This is a genomic window from Armatimonadota bacterium, from assembly GCA_016125185.1.
Lineage (GTDB): Bacteria > Armatimonadota > Fimbriimonadia > Fimbriimonadales > Fimbriimonadaceae > Fimbriimonas.
Genome location: WGMG01000001.1, coordinates 517,454 through 537,983, shown reverse-complemented (window position 1 = coordinate 537,983; position 20,530 = coordinate 517,454). Strand labels below are relative to the sequence as shown.

Sequence of the window (20,530 nt, the reverse complement as noted above, 5' to 3'; positions counted from 1 at the left end):
CTCGGACGTCCCTTCTTGTTAGCTGTTCAGCAGTTGGCGGAGGACAAACTGCAGGATTCCACCATTGACATAGTACTGAACTTCCTGCGGCGTATCGATGCGAACCTTGACCTTAATGCTCTTTGTGGAGCCATCTTTGCTGGTCGCCTTGAGGGTGAGGGTTTTGCCATCTTTGAACTCGCTAGCGACGGATTGAGCGAGGTTTTCGAGGTCGTAAGTCTCGTGACCGTCGAGGCCGAGGCTGGCGGCGCTTTGGCCATCGGTGAACTCCAGCGGCAGGACGCCCATGCCGACGAGGTTGGAGCGGTGGATGCGCTCGAAGGACTCGGCGAGGACGGCCTTGATGCCGAGCATGAAGGTGCCTTTGGCTGCCCAGTCACGGCTGGAACCGGTTCCGTATTCCTTGCCTGCGATGACGAGGAGCGGCGTGCCCGACGCTTTGTACTTCATAGCGGCATCGTAGATGAACTCGACTTCGCCGGTCGGAAGATAGGTCGTGTAGCCACCCTCAGTGCCAGGTGCGAGCTGGTTGCGGAGACGGATATTGGCGAAAGTGCCACGAACCATGACGTCATCGTTGCCTCGACGGGAGCCGTAGCTGTTGAACATCTTGGGATCGACGCCGCGATCGATCAGGAACTGACCGCCGGGGGAGTTGGCCTTGATCGAACCGGCCGGTGAGATGTGGTCGGTGGTCACCGAGTCGCCGAGGAGGGCGATAACCTTCATTTCGTGGAGGTCGGGGACGGTGGTTGGCGCTTCGGCGGACATGCCTTCGAAGTAGGGCGGGTTTTTGATGTAGGTCGAGGCTTCGTCCCAGCTAAACCGGTCGGCTCCGGTGACGCTGATTGCTTGCCACTTTTCGTCGCCCTTGAAGACGTCGGCATAGTGGCGGTCGAAGAGGCCGGTATTGACGGCTCCAGCGACAGCCTCGGCGACTTCGGCTTGCGTCGGCCAGATGTCTTTGAGGAAGACCGGGTTGCCATCCTTGTCGTTACCGAGCGGATCATTGTAGAGGTCGATGTTGACGGTTCCCGCAAGGGCGTAGGCAACGACGAGCGGGGGCGACATCAGATAGTTGGCTTTGATGTCCGGTCCGATGCGGCCCTCGAAGTTTCGGTTGCCGGAGAGGACGGAGCAAACGACGAGATTATCGTCGTTGACCTTCTTGCTGATGGCGGCAGGAAGCGGGCCGGAGTTGCCAATACAGGTCGTACAGCCGTAGCCGACGATAAAGAAGTTGAGGGCTTCCATGTAAGGCATGAGGCCCGCCTGAGTGTAGATGTCACCCGCGACGCGCGAACCCGGAGCGAGCGAAGTCTTCACCCATGGCTTCGTCATTAAGCCCTTCTCGACCGCCTTCTTGGCAACCAAACCGGCGGCGAGGAGCACGGACGGGTTGGAGGTGTTGGTACACGACGTGATGGCGGCGAGGACGACCGCGCCGTTGTGGACGTCATCCACGGCGGCGTTCGCCTTCTTCTCGGTCTCCGTCGGGGCTTCGAGGACGGCGACACCACCAGCAAAGCTCTTGGCCGGCTCGGGGGCGAGTTGATCCTTGAAAGTCGTGTTGAAGTTGTCTCGAATCTGGTTGAGGAGGAGGCGATCCTGCGGACGCTTCGGACCAGCGACGCTCGGCTGAACGGATCCGAGGTCAAGTTCGAGGACGTCGGTGAACTCGGGGTCGGCTTGACCAGGCTCCCAGAAGAGGCCCTGCGCCTTGTAGTAAGCCTCGGTGAGGGTGATCTGCTCTTCGGTACGGCCGGTGAGGCGCATGTAGCGGAGCGATTCGGCGTCGACCGGGAAGATGCCACAGGTTGCGCCGTATTCGGGGGCCATGTTGGCGATGGTGGCGCGGTCGGCGAGCGGCATGGAGGCGAGGCCCGGGCCGAAGTACTCAACGAACTTACCGACGACGCCCTTCTTGCGGAGCATTTCGGTGACGGTCAGAACGAGGTCGGTGGCGGTTGCGCCCTCGGAAAGCTTGCCGGTGAGCTTGAAGCCGATGACCTGCGGGATGAGCATGGTGACGGGCTGGCCGAGCATGGCGGCTTCGGCCTCGATTCCGCCGACACCCCAGCCGAGGACGCCCAGGCCGTTGATCATGGTGGTGTGGCTATCGGTGCCGACGAGGGTATCCGGGTAGGCGACGTTTTCGGGATTGACAAAGGTTACGCGGGCCAGGTTTTCGAGGTTGACCTGGTGGACGATGCCAGTGTTGGGCGGGACGACGCGGAAGTTGGCCAGCGCCTTTTGGCCCCACTTGAGGAATTCGTATCGCTCTTGGTTACGTTCGAACTCAAGGTCCCGATTGATGAGCAAGGCGGCCTCGGCACCATAGGCGTCGACCTGTACGGAGTGGTCGATGACCAGCTCGACCGGCTGGAGCGGGTTGATCTTTTTGGGATCACCGCCGAGGTTGGACATGGCATCGCGCATGGCGGCGAGATCGACCACGCAGGGGACGCCGGTAAAGTCCTGGAGGATGACCCGCGCGGGAGTGAAGGAAATCTCTTTGCTGGGTTCGGCCTTGGCGTTCCAAGAGGCCATTGCCTCGATGTCCTGCCTAAAGACGGACTTGTTGTCTTCCGATCGGAGGAGGTTTTCGAGCAGGATTCGAAGGGAGTACGGAAGCCTACTAATACGAAAGCCCTTCATTTCGAGGGCTTTGAGCGAATAGTAGGTGTAGGATTTGCCGCCGGATTCGAGCGTTTTCTTCGTATCGAAACTGTTAATCATTGGTTCCTTCGACCGGAAACCCTCTGACCACTAGGATGGGTGCTCGGGCTGATCAGACGGAATCCGTTGTTTGAGTTGAGCATACCCGCGAAGGCCATTAGAAATAGGGCTCTGCGTAGCCAGAGAGAAAGTGGCTGTGGTGTAATGGGATTCATGAATCGTTCAAGCTTGATCCTTTTAACGATGCCCGTATTTTTGTTGGGGTCGTCCCTCGCGCTTGGCCAGGGGACGCAGGCGGACTATGACCGGGCGAACGGCTTTCGCGAGCAGTTCCGGGGATTGGTTCGAAACGAGAGGATTTCGCCGACTTGGATAGGCAATACCAGCAAGTTTTGGTATGTTCGCCAGGAGGAAGGGGGTGGGAAGACGTTCCTGCTCGTCGATCCGCTCTCGGGCAAAAAGGCTCCGGCTTTCGACCATGCGAAAGTGGCGGGGGTGGTTTCGAAGATCACGGGTCGGACGGTCGCGGCGGACCAACTGCCGTTCACACGGCTCGACTTTTCGCCCGATATGAACAAGCTTGATGTCCAGATTGGGCAGAAGACCTACCAAATCGACCTGAAGACGTACGAGTTTAAGGAGGCGCCGCTGGACATCAAAGCGGGCGGGTTGAAGGCGTATCCGCCGGAGCAACCGCCACGCATCGATGGGGGCGGGGATCAGACTTCGATTCGATTCTTGAACCAGTCGAATGAGACCTTGGTGATCTCGTGGCTGTCGGAAGGACGCGCGGTTGAGTACAAGCGGCTAGAGGCGGGCGGAGACTGGGAAAGCAATACGTTTGTGGGCCACCTGTGGTTGGTTTCGAAACCGGACGGCACGCGATTGGCGATTTACGGAGCGGAGGCAAAGGCGGGAGTTGCGATTTTGGACGGAAAGCGCGTGCCGTTTACGCCGCGCCGACAGCGAGGTGGGGAGTCGCCGGACGGCAAGTGGCGAGTCGTGTTTCGGGACAGTAACGCGTACCTGGTGAATGCCGACTCGAACGAGGAGAAGCCGCTTTCGACCGACGGAAGCAAGTCGAATGCGTACGGCGGACGGGTTTGGTGGTCGCCGGACTCGAAGCATGCGGCTCTTTACCAAACCGAGCCGGAGGAGTCTCACCCGCTGAACATCGTGGTGACGACGCCGAAGGACCAATTTCAGCCTCGGCTGATGACTCAGCAGTATCTGAAGCCGGGCGACCGGATGGCGAAACCGCACCTTCGGATTTTGGATGTGGCGGCAGCCAAGCTGACGCCGGTCGCCGAGGATCTGTACAACAATCCGTACGACGTGGACGGCGAGGATTGGCTGACGAACGACGAGTTCGTGTTTCGGTACAACCAACGTGGACACCAAGTGATGCGGCTTGTGGGGGTCAATGCGGCATCAGGCAAGGCACGGGCTTTAGCGACGGAAGAAGCCAAGACGTTCATCGACTGGACGAACAAGACCTTTTACCAAATCCTACCAGACCATCACCATGCGATCTGGCAAAGCGAACGATCGGGCTGGAGCCAACTGTACATGGCCGATCTGGATAGCGGAACCACGACGCCGATTACGAAGGGCGATTGGGTGATGCGGCAAGTGGTGGAGGTGGACACCGACAAGAAGGTGATTTGGTTCATGGCGAGCGGGCAGACGGCGGGCGAGGACCCCTATCATCTGCACTTCTGCCGAGTGAACTTCGACGGAACGGGATTTGTGCGTTTGACGGCGGCGGATGGGACGCACTCGGTCGAGTTTTCGCCAGATCATCGGGTGATTTTCGACACGTATTCGCGGGTCGATCTGGCACCGACCTTTGAGGTTCGAGATGCCTCGACAGGCAAGAAATTGGTCGATGTCGAGCAGGCTGATATTTCAGCGCTGACAAAGGCGGGCTTTAAGATTCCTCAACGGTTTGTGGCGAAGGCGCGAGACGGCAAGACGGATATCTGGGGGCTCGTGTACCTTCCGACAAACTTCGATCCGAGCAAGAAATATCCGGTGATTGAGGACATCTACGCGGGTCCGCAAGGCTCGTTCGTGCCGAAAACGTTCCACACGTACGCCGGTGGAATGGCAGTTGCCGAGCTGGGATTCATCGTGGTTCGCATAGACGGAATGGGAACCAATAACCGCGGTAAAGCCTTCCATGATGTTTGTTATAAGAACCTGGTGGACGCGGGACTGCCGGACCGAATTCTGTGGATGCAGGCGGCGGCAAAGAAGTGGACGCAGATGGATCTAACCCGAGTTGGCATCTATGGGACGTCGGCGGGTGGCCAGAATGCGCTGGACGCGATACTGACGCACGGCGAATTTTACAAGGCGGCGATGACAGACTGCGGATGCTACGACAACCGGATGGACAAGCTGTGGTGGAACGAGCAGTGGATGGGCTGGCCGATCGGGCCGGAATACGAAGCGCAGTCGGGCCGGACGCTGGCGAAGAACCTGACAGGCAAATTGTTGATGATGGTTGGCGAGGAAGATACGAACGTTGATCCGGCGAGCACGTATCAGGTCATCGATGCGTTGGAGAAGGCAGGCAAGGACTTCGAGTTCGTGCCGGTGATGAACAACGGGCACGGGGCGGTCGGAAGCCCGTATGCGCGGCGGCGGTTCTGGGACTTTATGGTGAAGAATTTGTTGGGTGTTGAGCCTCGGGCGAAGTAGAGGATTAGGTTTTTGGATTCGAGTTTGAGGGTTTCGGCTTGAGGCTCCGGCTTAAGGCTATCCCCCGGTTCACGTTGTTCACCCTCCACTCCGTGGACCCTCCCTTCTCCAAGGGGCATCCTTGTTTGTCGGCGTATTGAGTTGAGCCTCGGGCGAAGTAGAGAAATGGGTTTTAGGGTTCGGGCTTCGGGATTTAGGCTTGAGGCTCCGGCCTAAGGCTATCCCCCGGTTCACGTTGTTCACCGGCCCCTTCTCCAAGGGGCATCCTTGTTTGTCGGCGTATTGAGTTGAGCCTCGGGCGAAGTAGAGGATTAGGTTTTTGGATTCGAGTTTGAGGGTTTCGGCTTGAGGCTCTGGCTTAAGGCAATGCCCCGGTTCGTTCCTCACCGGGCCCTTCCCCAAGGGGCATCCTTGTTTGTCGGCAGATCGGAGATGTGAGATGGGAATGTAGCGCTAGTCGAGCTTCTCGCCTCAAGCAAGGGATTACTCGGACCCTCACGGGGCATCTTGGTGGGTCGGAATTTGGGATTGGGTTGCGGAGTTTGCCCTACCAGCCCAAGTCTTTCTTCAGCGCGGCGGCGAAGCGTTCACCCATCTTTCTTTGGGTGTTTTGGTTCGGATGCCAGTCAGCGCCGATGCCGTCGACTTGTTCATTTTGGGGATCGAAATCGATTCGGTGCACCTTGGAGTCATTGAGCGTCGCTTTGATCGAGTCGAGGTATTCCTTAAGCGTCGTCAGGTGTTTGGCGTTGGGTGGCCAAGTGTCGGTCATCATGCTTCCGGTAGCGAGGTAGATGTGCGCCTTGGGGAAGCGAGAGCGGACCTTGCGCGTGAAATCGACATAAGCGCCACACCATTTAGTCTTGTCGGGGATGCCTGGGCCAAAGTCGTTGGTAGCCAAATTGATCAAAACGGCTTGAGTCGAGGTGTCGTCGGGGTGGTCGGTCATGCCCTTCTTGGCGTTGGGCAAGACGTAGTCGTAGATGGACGGAATGGTATTGTCTGGCCACATTTTGCGGCCAGACCAGGCGACAATGGTGCAGTCGGCTTTGACCATGCGGGCCGCTACCCAGCCATAGGCGAGGTAGGCATTGGCGGTGTCGAAACTGTAATGTTCGTCGTGGTTCTTGCCATCAACGCCGTAGCCAGCGGAAATTGAGTCGCCTATGATCTCGATCTTACGACTTGGGCCGTGCGGGGCGGGAACGTTGTTGTTATCGACGCCCTTCCAAGTGGTCTCGCCCGAGAAGCACTCGGTGCGGCGGACGAGGGTTACCAGATGCTTGGACGACGAGGGGAGATTGATCGTGTAGTCCTCCAGCTTGGGGTCGAGTTTGAGAACCTCGGTGGGCTTGCCGTCGACCTGGACCTGCCAACGGTCGTTCGGGGTCGAAGCCTTTAGATGAACCGTTACTTTCGAGGATTCCGTGGCAAATTGCACAGCCGAGCCGGGCCACTCGCAGGTGTAGCTTCCGTCTTCTGGCCAAAAGCGGCCGATCAGGCGATAGTTGGCGAGTTGGGGTTGGCAGAGGGCGATGGCTAACGTTGCGATCATATCTCACCTTTGAGTTCTTGGTTCATTTGATGGACGTCTGACTTCAGGTCCTCGCGATACTTTTCGAGCTTTTCGGCGATTTTGGGGTCGGTCGCGCCCAGGATTTGGATGGCGAGGAGTCCGGCGTTTTTGGCGTTGCCGATGGCGACGGTCGCGACGGGGATTCCGGCGGGCATTTGGACGATGGAGTAGAGGGAGTCCACGCCGCTGAGGGCTTTGGACTGCACGGGAACGCCGATGACGGGGAGCGTGGTGAGACTGGCGATCATGCCAGGAAGGTGGGCCGCGCCGCCCGCACCGGCGATGATGACCGAGATGCCTCGGTCACGAGCGGTTTTGGCGTATTCGACCATGCGCTCGGGCGTGCGGTGGGCGGAAACGACCTCTGATTCGTTCTCAATGCCGAACTCGTCGAGGATTTCGACGGCGGCGACCATGGTCGGCCAGTCGCTCTTGCTTCCCATGATCACGCCAACTTTCATATGGATGTGAGTTTAACCTACGAGGTGTCCGAAAAATCATGGGGATCCCTTGGGCTCTAGCGGATAACCCTCACCCGGCTCCTGACTTAAGTCAGGAGCCACCCTCTCCCAATTTCCTGATGAAAATTAGGAGAGGGTAAGTAGGGTTGCACCACTTAGATGGTTCGGCGTCGGCCGAGAAGAAGCGAGATCACGAATCCGATCAAGAAGATCACGAATAGAAGCTGCGCCATGGAGGTCGCAGCACCGGCGATGCCGCCAAAGCCGAAGATCGCCGCGATGACCGCGATGATGAAAAACACGACTGCGTAATGTAGCATTTGAACTCTCCTTTGCAAATTGCCGCCGACTTTTGGTGGGCGACAATACCTTCCACGCCGATACACGCAGTGGGCGTTCGGAAATGGACCAAGGTCCCAAATGCGACAAAAAGGGAGGGCCGGAGGTTATCCGGCCCTTTTGGAGAGGTTCCGAGGAGCGCTACGCGGTAACCACGGACGTGGGACAGCGGAGCGTGATATCGGTGATGCCACCGGCGATTTCGGCGACATGCTCGAACCCGGCCTGCTTGAGGATAGAGACGCCGATGGGCGAGCGTCCGCCAGAGGCACAGTGGACGACGATCTTGCGATCGCGCGGCAACTCGTTCAGCCGCTCGCGAAGGTAGCCAAGCGGAATGTGCATTGAACTGTTGACGTGGCCGTTGCGCCACTCGTTGATGCCGCGGACGTCGAGCACGATTTCGGTTCCATCGAGCGATTGGCAAGTGGTTTCTTCGAACGGCGCAAACTTCGACGCATCGAGATCGACTGGGTCGATCCATCCGGCGACAACGTCGAGGCCGATCGTGGCCATGTCGCGGGCAGCTTGGTTAGCTTGCGCTTGGGAATCGGCAATCAGCGTGACCGGTTCGTCGTACTTGAGCAACCAACCGGCCCAGTTGGTGAGGCCTTTGCCGCTGGGGATGGCGAGGGAACCTTGGTAGTAGTTGCCGCGCACGGTAGCCGCGCTGCGTACGTCGATGAGTGGACCTTCGGCGACCTGCTTGGCGGGTACGTTCGGCATGGAGCCGAGGACAGTCGGGCCGATCTTGTTGAGCCGCTTCATCTCTTTGAAGTAGTAAGGAGGCTCGGGCTGGCCGCTGAGGACTTCGTCGACGAACTTCTCTTCGCTATTGATTTGGAAGGCCCAGTTGGTCTTTCGCTCGTAGCCGAGCGAGGAAACCGGACTGCCACCAAGCGACTTTCCGCACGCCGATCCGGCACCGTGGGCGGGCCAAACCAGCAGGGAGTCGGGCAGGTCTTTGATCTTTTGCAACGAACCGTATAGGACCCGTGCGCCCTTCTCCATGGTGCCCACGAAGTTCGCGGCTCGCTCAAGGAGGTCGGGACGTCCGACATCGCCGATGAAGACGAAGTCGCCGGTGAAGAAAGAGTGCGGCGTCTCGCCCGCCGGATGGTCGGTGAGGAGATAGGACATGTGCTCCGGGGTATGACCGGGCGTATGGATGGCCTTCAGGGTCAGATTGCCGACTTTGATGACAAAGCCATCCTTCATGAGGACTGCCTTGGGGTCGTCGGCAAAGGCGTACTTCCAGAGGTCGTCGCCTTCGTCGCTGAGGTACATGGTTGCGCCAGTCGCGGCCGAGAGTTCGCGGGTGCCGGAGAGAAAGTCGGCGTGGATATGCGTTTCGGTGACGGCAGTGATGCGCAGGTTCTGCGCATTAGCCATCGCGATATATTGCTCGATGTCGCGGAGCGGGTCGATCACGATCGCTTCGCCGGTCGCCGCACAGCCGACCAGATAACTCGCCTGGGCCAGCTTTTCATCGTAGAAATTTCGAATAATCATGGTGTCCTTTTGTTGTTAGTATGACTTTTGGGTGGGTTGTAGGGGCTTTCGCGAGGGACGATTCCATGGCAGTTTTGCCAGAAGCAGAGCCATTCCGCAAATGTTGGTGAGGCCAGCGAAGGTGAGGCCGGCGCCAACGAACATCGCGAGATAGATCCACGCGGAGTAGCCGAGGGTTGCGAGAATGGTGCCGACGAGGACCATGAGGCCCGCGCCAAGGCGGACTTGACGCTCCAACGACCACTTGTTCGAAACCGAGCAGACGGTCGGAAGGCCGGCATCCATCCAGGCCTGAGTTCCGCCTTCGACGAGCAGAAGTCCATCGTGGTGGCTCTCAAGGATTTCGCAAGCCATTCCCGCCCGTCGGCCACTTTGGCACAGCACGGCGACCTGGCCGGTGGTGAAGTCGCCGAAGCGAGCCTCCAACTGTTCCAACGGAATGTTGATCGCGTGGGGCACGTGGCCCGAGGCATATTCTCCCGGCGATCGGACATCGACGAGTTGAATCGGCTCTCGACTTTGAATCATGTCGTTAAGCTCCTTTACGTTGATGGATTTGTTCATCATTACCTATGGAGAGCCACTCCGGCGGGGGAATGATTCATGGAAACCGTGCGAAAGATCATCCAGGCCGCGACGGCGAAAACCATGTAGGCGAAGGCAAGCTGGAGGGTCTTGCGCGGGGCGCGCTCGCGAAGCGTGAGGCCGATGCCCATACCGAAGAGCGCGACGAACGCGATGGACAGCAGGAGCTTCCAATCGATGGGCTTGCCGAGTTCGCCCAAAAAGCCACCGAGAGACTGGATGCAGATGACAAGGAGCGAGGTTGGGATGGCTTTTTCCATTTCGACACCCAGCAGGAGGGTGAGGACGGGCAGGATGAGGAAGCCGCCACCTGCGCCTAGCGTGCCGCTGAGGACGCCGATCATCAGACCGTAGATGACCACGAGGATCGGGTTGTGTTTGGGCTCGTGACCTTCCTTCTTCTTCATGAACATGCGGATACCCACGACGATCATGAGGACCGAGAACGCGCCGAGCAGAAATTGATCTTTGGTGACACCCAGGATGGGATTGGGAATCATGGGCACCAGGAACCGCCGGGACGCTAACGCGCCGATCATCGACGGAATCGCGAGGAGAATGGCGGGTCCGACTTCGGTCTGCTTTTTGGCGACGCCCATGCCCGCGCCGATGGTGCTGGTGAGGCCGACCACGAAGAGCGAACTGCCGGTCGCTTCAGTGGCGGTAAGGCCGAAAAAGCCGACGAGAATTGGTACGGTGAGGATTCCTCCGCCTCCGCCGAGGAGACCGAGAACGAATCCCATGAAAAGTGTTGCGAGCCAACCCATTATTGGATAAGAGACGTGTTTCGTCGGTTTCGATTCAGGCGGCGCAGACGGACTGGTCGAGCTTCTCGCGAACGATGACCCGGGCCCTTAGCAGGCGGGATTTGGCGGCGTTGTGGGTGATTCCCAGTTCCTCGGCGGCTTCAATAACGGTTTTTTCCTCAATCTCGCACTTTTGGTAGATGTCCTTGTAGATCTCGGGGAGTTCGTTGACGGCGTCCTTCACGCACCCTTTGAGGACGGCGAGCTCGAATTCGGACTTATTGTCAGCGACCAAGTCGTGCTCCTCGGCGTATTCGAAGGCGGTTTGGATGCCAGAATGAGAGCGCATTCGTGAGCAGACGCGTCGGCCGATGGTGGCGAGCCAGGTTCGGAATGCTTCATCGGATTCGAGCTTGTCGTAAGCTCGAAACGCCTGCATGAGAGCAGTCGCGAGAGCGTCTTCAGCGTCTTCGCGGTGGTTGCAGACGCGTACCATCTGCCGGTAGACGGCGTCCTTGTGCTCATTCACCAGTTTCTCGAACCGCGTGGAATCCACAATCGACAAGATACCCCCGGCTTGAGTTAAATCTTGCCGATGTTTGGAGGCAGCAACTGGGGTCGGAGTATAGTGCTGACATGTCGCTTCCAAGTTTTGTTCAGCCGTTGGTGGGAATGTGGAACGGTTCGTCGCGATTGAATCTGCCGTGGCCACCAGAGAATCCGCGATTGCTGTCTTGCGAGTCCACGCTGGAATTGACGTTGGGAACGAGCGAGGCTTACGCCAAGATCGACTATTCGTGGACATATGAAGGCGAGGCGCAGAGCGGGTTCATTCTTCTCACCTGCGACGGGGAGAAGGGGACGGCGTCGATGGGATGGAGCGATTCTTGGCACCAGAATTCGAGCGTTCTGCACCTAACGGGCATGGTTTCGGACGCCAAGGTCACGTGCCTTGGGCACTACACTTGGGAGGATTCGGAGCCATTCGGGTGGGAGATCGAGTTGACTTCGGAGGACGGGAATTTGGTTCTACGGATGGTGAATATCGAACCGTCGGGGCAGAGAGAATGGGCGGTCGAAGCGATCTATCGGCGGGTTTGATCTTTACTCTGCCCCTCACGATAGGTCCTGATTCATAATTGAAGAAGATGGATTCCGATGCGAGACGAACTGGGTGGCCGCTCGTCTCGCTGGCGGCCATGTTGTGGGCGTCGGATTTGGTCTTGCGGCCGAAGGCGCATGCGGCGGGAATCTCTTCGATCCAGATCGTCCTCTTCGAGCACCTTGCTCTGGCCATCATCTTCATCCCGTTTCTCGCTCTAAGAAGGGCAGAATGGACGGGGCTCTCGTTCAAGAATTGGCTTGGAATCCTTTTCATTGCCGTCTTCGGCTCGGCGCTCGCCACCATCATGCTGACCGAGGCGTACCGTTTGGGATCGCCACTCCTGACGATCCTGCTTCAGAAGGTGCAACCAGTCGTGGCCGTCGCGCTGGCGGGAGTGGCGCTGAAGGAGAAGCGCAAGCCGTTGTTTTGGCCTCTGTTTGTCTTGGCTTTGGTGGCGACGTACCTGCTGGCATTTGGGTTTGCCGGGATTGAATCGGCGTTTGAGTCGCCTCAGCTTGCTTCGATTTTGCTTGCACTTGGCGCGGCGACGATCTGGGGGACCTGTACGGTCGTCGGCCGAGCCGCGATCAAGGACCTTTCTCCGCCGGTCATGGCGGGCTGGCGATTCATCATCGCATTGCCGTTCCTCGTGCTGGCGAACTTCGGGGTTCCGGCCCCGGCAGGGGCGCATGTCTCGGTGGACGGTTTGTGGCCGATCGCGCTGATCGTCCTCCTGCCCGACGCGTTGGGGATGACACTGTATTATTTGGGCCTTAAGCGAACACCGGCGTCCTTAGCCGCCTTGGCCGAGCTAGCCTTTCCGGTCACCGCTCTTGTTTTGGGGCTGATCAGCAGTCCTTCGACGCTTCAGATCGGGCAATGGGTCGGACTCGTTCTGCTTCTGGCTTGCCTGCAAGCGATCCAGGCGACGAAGAGCATCGAACAAGAGCCAACGCTGGTGGGCCAATTAAAGGCGCGACTCTAATCATCGCCTGACAATTTACCAAACGACCCATCGCCCACACTCGCACCACTTCTTCGAAAATCAGTATAAGGCTGAGGCTAATTCCTTAACGTGATTTCTCTAAAGCATTGTCCCATTATTATGTTTGATGACCGGCATTTCGGCCTGAATTCATAATTGCATCAAGTTTTTCATAGGATGTGATACAAATATCACCACTTTTGTATCCATCATTGTATAATGACGTCATGAAGTACGAGAGTCGAGGCTTTTCCGATGCACTTGGGGTTATCTGTATTATTGCATTTGTATCGCTTCTGCCCATTGGGGCGCTTATTTCTCGACGTGTATGGAGCGGATGTAACACCGACCAATGTATATCCACTCCGGCGTTAGCTACAAAGATGCCAAACATCGTCAACAAGCGGCTTTCATTGTCCCCTCAGATGCAAGACCTTTTGAAACAAAGTAATGGTTTGGCTATTCTTTACTCAACAGGTTGCTCAGCTTGCAACAAAGTTGACCTTCATCATTTGTCGAAAGTATCCAGAGAATATGGCTACGCGAAACTTCTCTTGGCTCCTTCCAGTATTGACTTGTCTTCATTTCGTGACTTCGCTAAGGCCGATATTACACCTTCATATTTTGCCTCAGACGCAAGCAATACACCCAATCTACTTTTCGCGTCGCCACAACTGTTTTTAGTGAATTCCAAGGGTATCGTTACAGAACATCTGATAGGTGCTATTCCCATAAATGGTTTTGGAGGATCAAAATGAGACTTATCCACAAGGGGATGACTCTCGTAGAGCTACTCGTATGCTTAAGCATCGTATCCGTAATTTCTGCTATTTCATATCCGGTCTTCAAGTCAGCTATGATCAGTTCAAAAGTAAGTGCGGCCGGACAAAATCTTCATCAACACTATATTGCTATTTCGCTTTACCAGGCTGACCAAGATGCTTCCGTGACCGAAGGAATGCCTTGCCAAATGGGGTTGCCGTGTTTGTCCGCAACTAATTCCCTTGACTTCGCAGTCCGTTCTCTGCCTCCTTCAAGCAAGAACAGCCCTTGCGGAGAGAGGATTCATGATGGAGTCCCGACGGTTTGGTGGCTTACATACCGACCCTATGACGAAGATACTTGGTTGAAAGGACTACAGAATCTCGGACAGAATATTCCGCTAGTTTACGACACGAACTGCGATTTCCCTGGAACCGAAACCAATGATATATACGCTATGCATCGTGGCCTAGCGGTTTCCTTAGGTGGTAGCCTTCTGACAAAGATCAACACAGGCAACCCAAATACTCCTCGCTTTTGGGGTGAGTAATGCCCCAAAATTAGTACCAACATGAAAAAGAAACATCTAATCCTATCGATTGTGGGGGGATTATTGGCGGGATATGCTATGGCGGCCCCCTATATCTCGGCCCCTATTGTTGCTGGCCACAACTATAACAACTGCCAAGCTCTCTTGGCCTGTAGCGTTTACGGCACAAAGATCAAGACCATTGATCCCGAGTGTTGTTCCGAAAATTCGTCAACTACATCGTGTGCCGACTATTCGGTAGAAGAATGGCAATGTGCCGCCGGTGGCACAGGAAGGTACCGAAACTATGCCCTTTCGTGGGGACCCTACGTCGGTTACAACTGCGATTCAGGCGCAGGTTGCTACTAACGCATCATCGGTCCGCCAATTTTGGTGGACCTTCAAGCCCTATCATGAAACGAACTCTCATCATTTCAATTGCATCTCTATCGGTTATCTCACTACTCGTTGTCCTGATCCGTCATAAGCCAAGCTTGAGCAGTGATATTGGTGACCGATTATTCTCTAATGATCCTTCGAAGGTTCTTTCAACGATTCCTCGAGAAGAGCAATTGCAATCTGGCATTGACACGTCAAATATCCTAAGAGTTCGCTCCTATTTTTTGGGGGATCAGACACACCTCGTTGGCATATCGTCTGAAGGCGCTGATACTTCGCCCTCCCTTTCAGTAGCGGCGTTCACTTATTCGGCCCCAGCCCAAACACGCCGCTTTTTGGGTACATGCCTTGACGATCAGATGACTCATAAAAAGGTCCTATCCCCGTGGCTTCATACCATGATCATGCACAAAGCTGGATTGGGTGCACAAGGTGTCTCAAAATACGATGTCACGATTCGGCTCGCGCAAATGGCTCCAGCGATGGCGCACGATCTAAGTGAAATGGGCGTTAAAGGTATGGCGTTGGGCAAAGACGATCAGTTTGTCTCCATTGAGGATGTGTCTAGCTGGGCCCAAGGAAGGGTGGACAAAATGAAGCGGCACCGATAGATTATTATCGTTGCGTCTAATGTGATCTGGGTGAGCCCCGGGGCAAACGGGGCTCGGGGGGTTGAGGCTAACGCGATCCGGCGGTCGTTGCCGCCTGCCGATTGACATAGTTTTCGGCGATCTGGGTTAGCTTCGAGTCGGTTGACGATTCCTCGTCGAGGGTCTCTTGGAGCATGCCAATATGCTCGTTGTAACCGAGGAGGCGAGCGAACTCGCGCGCGGTTCCATAGCCAGATATTTCGTAGTGTTCGACCTTCTGGGCCGCACCCACGAGACCGGCGTCAAGGACCGAAGGCTCGGTGACGGTGTCGATGAGTTCGTCACATTCTCGGATTAGCCCGTCCATTGCCCGACAAACGTGACCTCCCGGACGGACGCCAAGGTCGCGACAGATCGATTCGAGCCTTGTCATTTGATTTCGGGTTTCGTGCAGATGGTTGCGGAAACCTTCTTTCAGGTGGGGGTCGGTTGCGGCATCCTCCATCTTTGGAAGGGCGCGCACGAGTTGGTTTTCGGCGTTGTAGAGGTCCCGAATGCTCTCTACGTAAAGGGAATTCATGTCTTGAATCGCATGCATTTCAAGGTCTCCTGGACGATTGATCGTCCGTACTATTCAGGGCGTCTTCGACTTGCCCCCCGTTGTGGCATTCTGAAAAATGGGTCCATTGGGACCAACGAAGAGGTCTTCCAGCTACGGAATCAAGCTCCTTTGGACCTAGCTCTTCACAGCCTGTAAGGTCGGGCCCAAGACCTAGAGAAGTGATCTCTCCACACTGAAGGACGTCCTCAAGGGTACGGACCACGCCGCGAAGGCACCTGATTGGAAGTCACGATGATTAAATGTCCTACTCAACAAACAATTGCCTTTCTGAGCAACTATGTGCCCATTCAGTGTGGAATTTCGACCTTCGCGAAGAACCTATTCGACGCAATGGAGCCTCAGCGCAGCGACGTCCGACTTAAGGTACTGGCCGTTGACGACGGCGCAAATCCAGTGGGGTTTCCTCCCGAGGTTTTTCAGACAATTCGGAAACATGAGCAGGGTGATTACTGCAAAGCAGCGAGCTACCTTGGCTCAAGCGAAGTTGACAAAATATGCGTTCAACATGAGTTCGGAATTTACGGGGGGCCGGCAGGAAGTTACTTACTAGACGCGTTGGACGGAGTCGAAAAGCCAATCGTGGTGACTCTTCATACGGTCTTGGACAGCCCAACCAGCGAACAAAGGATCGTTATGCAGTCTCTGGTTCGCCGTGCCGCCAAGCTTGTCGTGATGAGCAAGCGAGCGATCCAAATGCTTGCGGAAGTCTACGGTGTAGACAAACAAAAGATTGCCATGATCCACCACGGCGCACCGGAAGCCACTGAGGCTCTTTCCCCGACCCTGGAAGAGCCCTGCCTGATGACCTTCGGGCTGCTTTCGCCGGACAAAGGCATCGAGCACGTGATTCGAGCAATGCCTGACATCCTGCGCCGATCGCCAAAGACTCGATATCTCATTGTTGGTGCCACCCATCCGCAAGTCAAGGCTCAACAAGGCGAAGCCTATCGACGTGGCTTGCACAGCCTGGTCGATGAACTGGAAATTGGTCACGCAGTGGAATTCGTCGATCGTTTTCTAACACACGGCGAATTGATTGACTACTTACGTCGAGCCGATATCTATGTGACTCCTTATACAAGGCGCGAGCAAATTACGTCGGGCACGCTAGCCTACGCTTTGACGGCCGGAAAGGCGATCGTTTCGACGCCCTATTGGTATGCCGAGGAGATATTGTCCGAGGGAAGGGGCATCCTCATTCCCTGGGAGAACTCGGAGGCTATTGCGGAAGCCATTTCCGATCTCATTTGCAACGACGAAAGGCGAATTGAAATCCAACAGAGGGCGCTCGCCTTTGGACGTTCGATGCATTGGCCGGCCGTGGGAGCGAAGTACCACACCATTCTCGACAAAATCGAGGTGCCACAGCCAAGACCCGTCCGGCGGATCAGAGACATGACTCCGATGATTAAGGAAACCATTCCCGAACTAAGTCTGATCCACCTGCGGCGGATGACCGATGACACCGGCCTGATTCAACACGCCTATTTCTCGGTGCCGCGGTACTCCGAAGGCTACTGCCTCGACGATAACTGCCGGGCCCTACTTCTTACGGGACTCATCGTCGAGGCTAACGATCTGCCGCCAATCGGTCTCGCCGATCTCGCGTGCACCTATTTGGCGTTCGTTGCTTACGCACTGAGTCCACAGACCGGAAAGTTTCGAAACTTCTTTTCGTACGAGTCTCAATGGGTCGAGCAGGAGGGTTCGGAGGACAGCCAAGGTCGAGCCCTCTGGTGCCTAGCTGGTTTCGCCGCTCGATGTAGTCAACGCAGCCATCGGGAGTGCGCGATGAAGCTATTTGGGGAGACCGTTTCATCGATGGAATCTTGGCTTAGCCCGCGGTCGCTCGCCTTTGGCTTGCTCGGAATCGAGCAGCTTTTCGGTCGAGAAGAATTCACTTCCAATCTACAACTCCTCGCAGAAACGGGAGCTGAGCGGCTCTCCAACAGTCGAAAGGAGCATTACAGGCGAGACTGGCCGTGGTTTGAACCCTACCTGAGCTATTGCAACGCGACCCTAGCCAATGGCTATCTGGCCGCCAGCCGAATCCTTGGGCTCCGGCAGATGCAAGACGATGCGATCGAGAGCCTCGAATGGCTTTGGAACATACAGGATGGCGGCACATTCTTTGATCCTATCGGGTGCGACCAGGTCTACCAACGGGACGGAGAGCGACCGGAGTTCGACCAGCAGCCGGTTGAGGTAGGAAGCATGATATCGGCCTGTCTAGCTGCCTTTCGAGCCACGAGAGACGAAATCTGGCGCAATCGCGCCTGGAAGTGTTTCGACTGGTTTTTTGGGGAGAACCGTCTGGGAATTCCTCTTTGCGATCAACAGACCGGCGCTTGCTATGACGGCTTGCAGCCCAGTTCGGTCAATCTGAATCAGGGTGCGGAGTCCACACTGGCCTACCTTACGGCCTGCGAGGAGATGAAACTGGCTGGAATTCATCAACCCATCGCCCAACTTGATCCCGCCACTGTGAGGCTGATGTAATGGCATCACGTTTTAGTCTTGTCGAACGTTGCGAGAAGAACCCGATTTTGACGGCGCGCGATTGGCCCTATCCTGTCCACACGGTGTTCAATCCTGCCGCGACGACTCTCAAAGACGGAACGACCCTTCTTTTGTGCCGCGCCGAGGACTTCCGCGGCATTTCGCATCTAGTCGTGGCCAAGTCGAAGAATGGCATCGACGGCTGGGAGATTGCCCCCGAGCCGACCTTGTACCCCGACCCGGACAAGCGACCAGAAGAACTTTGGGGATTGGAGGATCCGAGGATCGTGTTCATGCCAGAGCATGACCTTTACTTCATCACCTATACGGCTTACACCCGTAGCGGCCCCGGCGTGGCCATCGCCTGGACCAAGGACTTCGAATCTTTTGAATACGGCGGCCTGATCATGCAGCCGGAAGACAAGAACGCCGCCCTTTTCCCGCGCAGCTTTGACGGGAACTACGTTCTCCTCCATCGTCCCATCTCCGATGGCCCAGCGGGAATTTGGCTTGCTCGATCGCCTGACCTCACCAACTGGGGTTCGCACGAGATTTTGCTTCCCGCGAGGCGAGGTGCCTGGTGGGATGCGAACCGCATTGGCCTCGCTTGTCCACCCATCGAAACCGATAAGGGCTGGCTCGTGTTTTACCACGGTGTTCGATTCAACGGAGCTGGCGTCCTCTATCGAGTAGGGTTAGCGCTGTTCGACCTCGAGCATCCAAACATCTGCAAGCTTCGCGGCGACTCTTGGCTCTTTGGCCCGGAGCAGCCGTACGAGCTTCATGGCGATGTGGGGCGCGTGGTGTTCCCCTGCGGCTATACACTCGGCGAGGACGGCGACACTCTTAATCTGTACTATGGAGCAGCCGACACCTGCATCGCCCTTGCGACGACGCATATATCGGACCTCTTCGATTGGCTCGAAGAGCATGGATCTACCTACGTCGGCATGGCGGGACAGCCAGCCGAGATCACCGATCATCTCGATTCCAAGCCGATGTACTGACTACTTCAACCGATCGCCGTCTTCGGAGATGAGCCACGCGAGGGAGGCCATCGAGAGAGCGCCCATTTCGAGTTCGCGCGGGTTCACTTTGTCGATGGTGTCGTTACGGGAGTGGTGGTAGTCGAAGTAGCGTTGGTTCTCGGGGTGGAGGGCGAAGAGTACAGCGCCAACGGCGGCCAGCGGGCCATTGTCGGCGTCTCCACCACCGGCGACGAATCGCTCGATTCCGAAGTCGCTGAGATATGGGAGCCAGTCGGCGACCTTGGATAGTTTGTCTTCCGAGACGCCGAACGCGCGGGGCATGAAGCCACCGGAGTCGGATTCCATCGCGGCAAAGTGCTTCTCGGTCGCTTTGGCGGCGTAGTCGGCGTACGCCTTTGCGCCGCGACCGCCGTTCTCCTCGTTCATCCACGCCACGACACGGATGGTGCGCTTGGGCCTGAGTCCAAGCTCCTTGATCAGGCGTAGGGCTTCCATCGCTTGGGTGACACCAGCGCCGTCGTCGTGAGCGCCTCGCCCAAGGTCCCAGCTATCGAGGTGCCCGCCCATGGCGATGACTTCGTCGGGATATTGGGAGCCTTTGATCTCTCCGATCACGTTAGCGGACGGCTCGTCGGGGAGGGTTTTGCAGTTGAGGACGAGCTTGACTTTGACCGGACCGTGCTTGATGGCTTCGCTCAGTTTGTCGGCGGATTGGATGCCAAGGGCGGCGGCGGGAATCTGGGGTCCATCGCCGTAGCGCATGGCACCGGTATGGGGAGCGTCGTCTTTGGCGAGAGTCATCGAGCGGACGAGGACGGCAACGGCTCCGTTCTTGGCGGCGACTGTTGCGCCGGAGGTTCGCTGGTCGACGGCGCCGCCATAGGCCGCGAAGGTGTTGGGGAGGGTGGGATCGAAACCTCGGTTGTAGAAAACGATTTTGCCTTTCGCCTTTGCGCCGAGGGCTTCGGCTTCCTTGAGAGAGTGAACCTCGACCACTTCGCCTTCGACGCCTGCGTGGGGGGTTGGAACACTGCCACCCAGTGAGCAGATCGAGAGTTTCCAATGTTCGGCCATGGTGGCGTATTCGCCTTTGCCACGCGTCCAATGGGGGACCATGCAGGCGATCTGGCTGACGTTGGTTGCGCCGATGGATTTCAGCTTATCGCCGACCCAGATGACAGCTCTGGCCGCCTCGGGCGAGCCGCTGACTCGAGCGCCGATTTTGGAAGTGAGCTCGTCGAGCATCGAGTATGCGCCGAGTTCGGAAAGGCCCTTATTGCGCAGACTGTCGATGACGGTCTTGTTAGCGTCTTGGGGCGCGAGAATCGCGGCAACGGCGAGGATCGAGAGCATGGCCTAGATTACTCAATCATTCAGGATTCAGAGCACAGAGCGGTCATTCGCTCGATATAACGATGGATAAGGATTTTGTGTCCCACCATTCTC

The 20,530-nt window shown here is 56.8% G+C and carries 18 protein-coding genes; 8 read left to right on the top strand and 10 right to left on the bottom strand.

Translation table 11 applies throughout. The features are described from left to right. Positions 1 to 18: 18 nt before the first annotated feature. Positions 19 to 2,739, bottom strand: coding sequence for an aconitate hydratase AcnA (gene acnA, locus GC165_02410; protein ID MBI1331711.1), 2,721 nt, complete (start codon positions 2,737 to 2,739; stop codon positions 19 to 21). 144 nt (positions 2,740 to 2,883) lie between these two features. Here acnA and GC165_02405 point away from each other — a divergent pair, with 144 nt between their 5' ends. Beyond that, on the top strand, positions 2,884 to 5,385 hold the full coding sequence (locus GC165_02405) for a prolyl oligopeptidase family serine peptidase (GenBank protein ID MBI1331710.1): 2,502 nt from the start codon (positions 2,884 to 2,886) through the stop codon (positions 5,383 to 5,385). Between the two features lie 547 nt (positions 5,386 to 5,932). On the opposite strand, the gene GC165_02400 is transcribed toward GC165_02405, so the two are convergent. The 7 genes from GC165_02400 to GC165_02370 form a co-directional block, all read right to left on the bottom strand. After that, positions 5,933 to 6,940 (bottom strand): hypothetical protein, encoded by a 1,008-nt coding sequence (locus GC165_02400; protein ID MBI1331709.1) that lies wholly within the window; start codon positions 6,938 to 6,940, stop codon positions 5,933 to 5,935. Further along, positions 6,937 to 7,422, bottom strand: coding sequence for a 5-(carboxyamino)imidazole ribonucleotide mutase (gene purE / locus GC165_02395; GenBank protein ID MBI1331708.1), 486 nt, complete (start codon positions 7,420 to 7,422; stop codon positions 6,937 to 6,939). The genes GC165_02400 and purE overlap by 4 nt, the downstream gene beginning before the upstream one ends. 155 nt (positions 7,423 to 7,577) lie before the next feature. Continuing rightward, positions 7,578 to 7,742 (bottom strand): DUF1328 domain-containing protein, encoded by a 165-nt coding sequence (locus GC165_02390; protein MBI1331707.1) that lies wholly within the window; start codon positions 7,740 to 7,742, stop codon positions 7,578 to 7,580. Between the two features lie 160 nt (positions 7,743 to 7,902). Next, complete coding sequence (locus tag GC165_02385; protein MBI1331706.1) at positions 7,903 to 9,273, bottom strand: MBL fold metallo-hydrolase; 1,371 nt, start codon at positions 9,271 to 9,273, stop codon at positions 7,903 to 7,905. Between the two features lie 15 nt (positions 9,274 to 9,288). Continuing rightward, positions 9,289 to 9,840: a DUF2892 domain-containing protein gene (locus GC165_02380; GenBank protein ID MBI1331705.1), complete on the bottom strand. Its 552-nt coding sequence runs from the start codon at positions 9,838 to 9,840 to the stop codon at positions 9,289 to 9,291. Beyond that, the gene (locus GC165_02375; protein ID MBI1331704.1) at positions 9,840 to 10,625 is read right to left on the bottom strand and encodes a TSUP family transporter; all 786 of its coding nucleotides are present in this window, start codon (positions 10,623 to 10,625) and stop codon (positions 9,840 to 9,842) included. The genes GC165_02380 and GC165_02375 overlap by 1 nt, the downstream gene beginning before the upstream one ends. A gap of 34 nt (positions 10,626 to 10,659) precedes the next feature. Further along, positions 10,660 to 11,169, bottom strand: a complete 510-nt coding sequence (locus GC165_02370) for a sigma-70 family RNA polymerase sigma factor (protein ID MBI1331703.1) — start codon at positions 11,167 to 11,169, stop codon at positions 10,660 to 10,662. 71 nt (positions 11,170 to 11,240) lie between these two features. On the opposite strand from GC165_02370, the gene GC165_02365 reads away from it, so the two are divergent. From GC165_02365 to GC165_02345, 5 genes are all read left to right on the top strand, one after another. Next, the gene (locus tag GC165_02365; GenBank protein MBI1331702.1) at positions 11,241 to 11,705 is read left to right on the top strand and encodes a DUF1579 domain-containing protein; all 465 of its coding nucleotides are present in this window, start codon (positions 11,241 to 11,243) and stop codon (positions 11,703 to 11,705) included. Between the two features lie 47 nt (positions 11,706 to 11,752). Next, positions 11,753 to 12,694, top strand: a complete 942-nt coding sequence (locus GC165_02360; protein MBI1331701.1) for an EamA family transporter — start codon at positions 11,753 to 11,755, stop codon at positions 12,692 to 12,694. A 227-nt stretch (positions 12,695 to 12,921) separates the two neighbouring features. Then, positions 12,922 to 13,452, top strand: coding sequence for a hypothetical protein (locus GC165_02355; protein ID MBI1331700.1), 531 nt, complete (start codon positions 12,922 to 12,924; stop codon positions 13,450 to 13,452). After that, positions 13,449 to 14,006 carry a prepilin-type N-terminal cleavage/methylation domain-containing protein gene (locus GC165_02350; protein MBI1331699.1) on the top strand — a complete coding sequence of 186 codons (558 nt, stop codon included), beginning with the start codon at positions 13,449 to 13,451 and terminating at the stop codon, positions 14,004 to 14,006. The genes GC165_02355 and GC165_02350 overlap by 4 nt, the downstream gene beginning before the upstream one ends. A 392-nt stretch (positions 14,007 to 14,398) precedes the next feature. Next, positions 14,399 to 14,995 carry a hypothetical protein gene (locus tag GC165_02345; GenBank protein ID MBI1331698.1) on the top strand — a complete coding sequence of 199 codons (597 nt, stop codon included), beginning with the start codon at positions 14,399 to 14,401 and terminating at the stop codon, positions 14,993 to 14,995. A 67-nt stretch (positions 14,996 to 15,062) separates the two neighbouring features. On the opposite strand, the gene GC165_02340 is transcribed toward GC165_02345, so the two are convergent. Beyond that, complete coding sequence (locus tag GC165_02340) at positions 15,063 to 15,572, bottom strand: DUF892 family protein (protein MBI1331697.1); 510 nt, start codon at positions 15,570 to 15,572, stop codon at positions 15,063 to 15,065. A gap of 255 nt (positions 15,573 to 15,827) precedes the next feature. Between GC165_02340 and GC165_02335 the strand changes: the two genes are divergently transcribed. Beyond that, a complete protein-coding gene (locus GC165_02335) occupies positions 15,828 to 18,095 on the top strand; it encodes a glycosyltransferase (protein MBI1331696.1) in 2,268 nt (755 codons plus the stop codon). Further along, on the top strand, positions 18,095 to 19,102 hold the full coding sequence (locus tag GC165_02330; protein ID MBI1331695.1) for a glycosidase: 1,008 nt from the start codon (positions 18,095 to 18,097) through the stop codon (positions 19,100 to 19,102). Before GC165_02335 ends, GC165_02330 begins: the two co-directional genes overlap by 1 nt. On the opposite strand, the gene GC165_02325 is transcribed toward GC165_02330, so the two are convergent. After that, on the bottom strand, positions 19,103 to 20,437 hold the full coding sequence (locus GC165_02325; protein ID MBI1331694.1) for a M20/M25/M40 family metallo-hydrolase: 1,335 nt from the start codon (positions 20,435 to 20,437) through the stop codon (positions 19,103 to 19,105). It lies immediately after the preceding gene. Positions 20,438 to 20,530 lie beyond the last annotated feature (93 nt).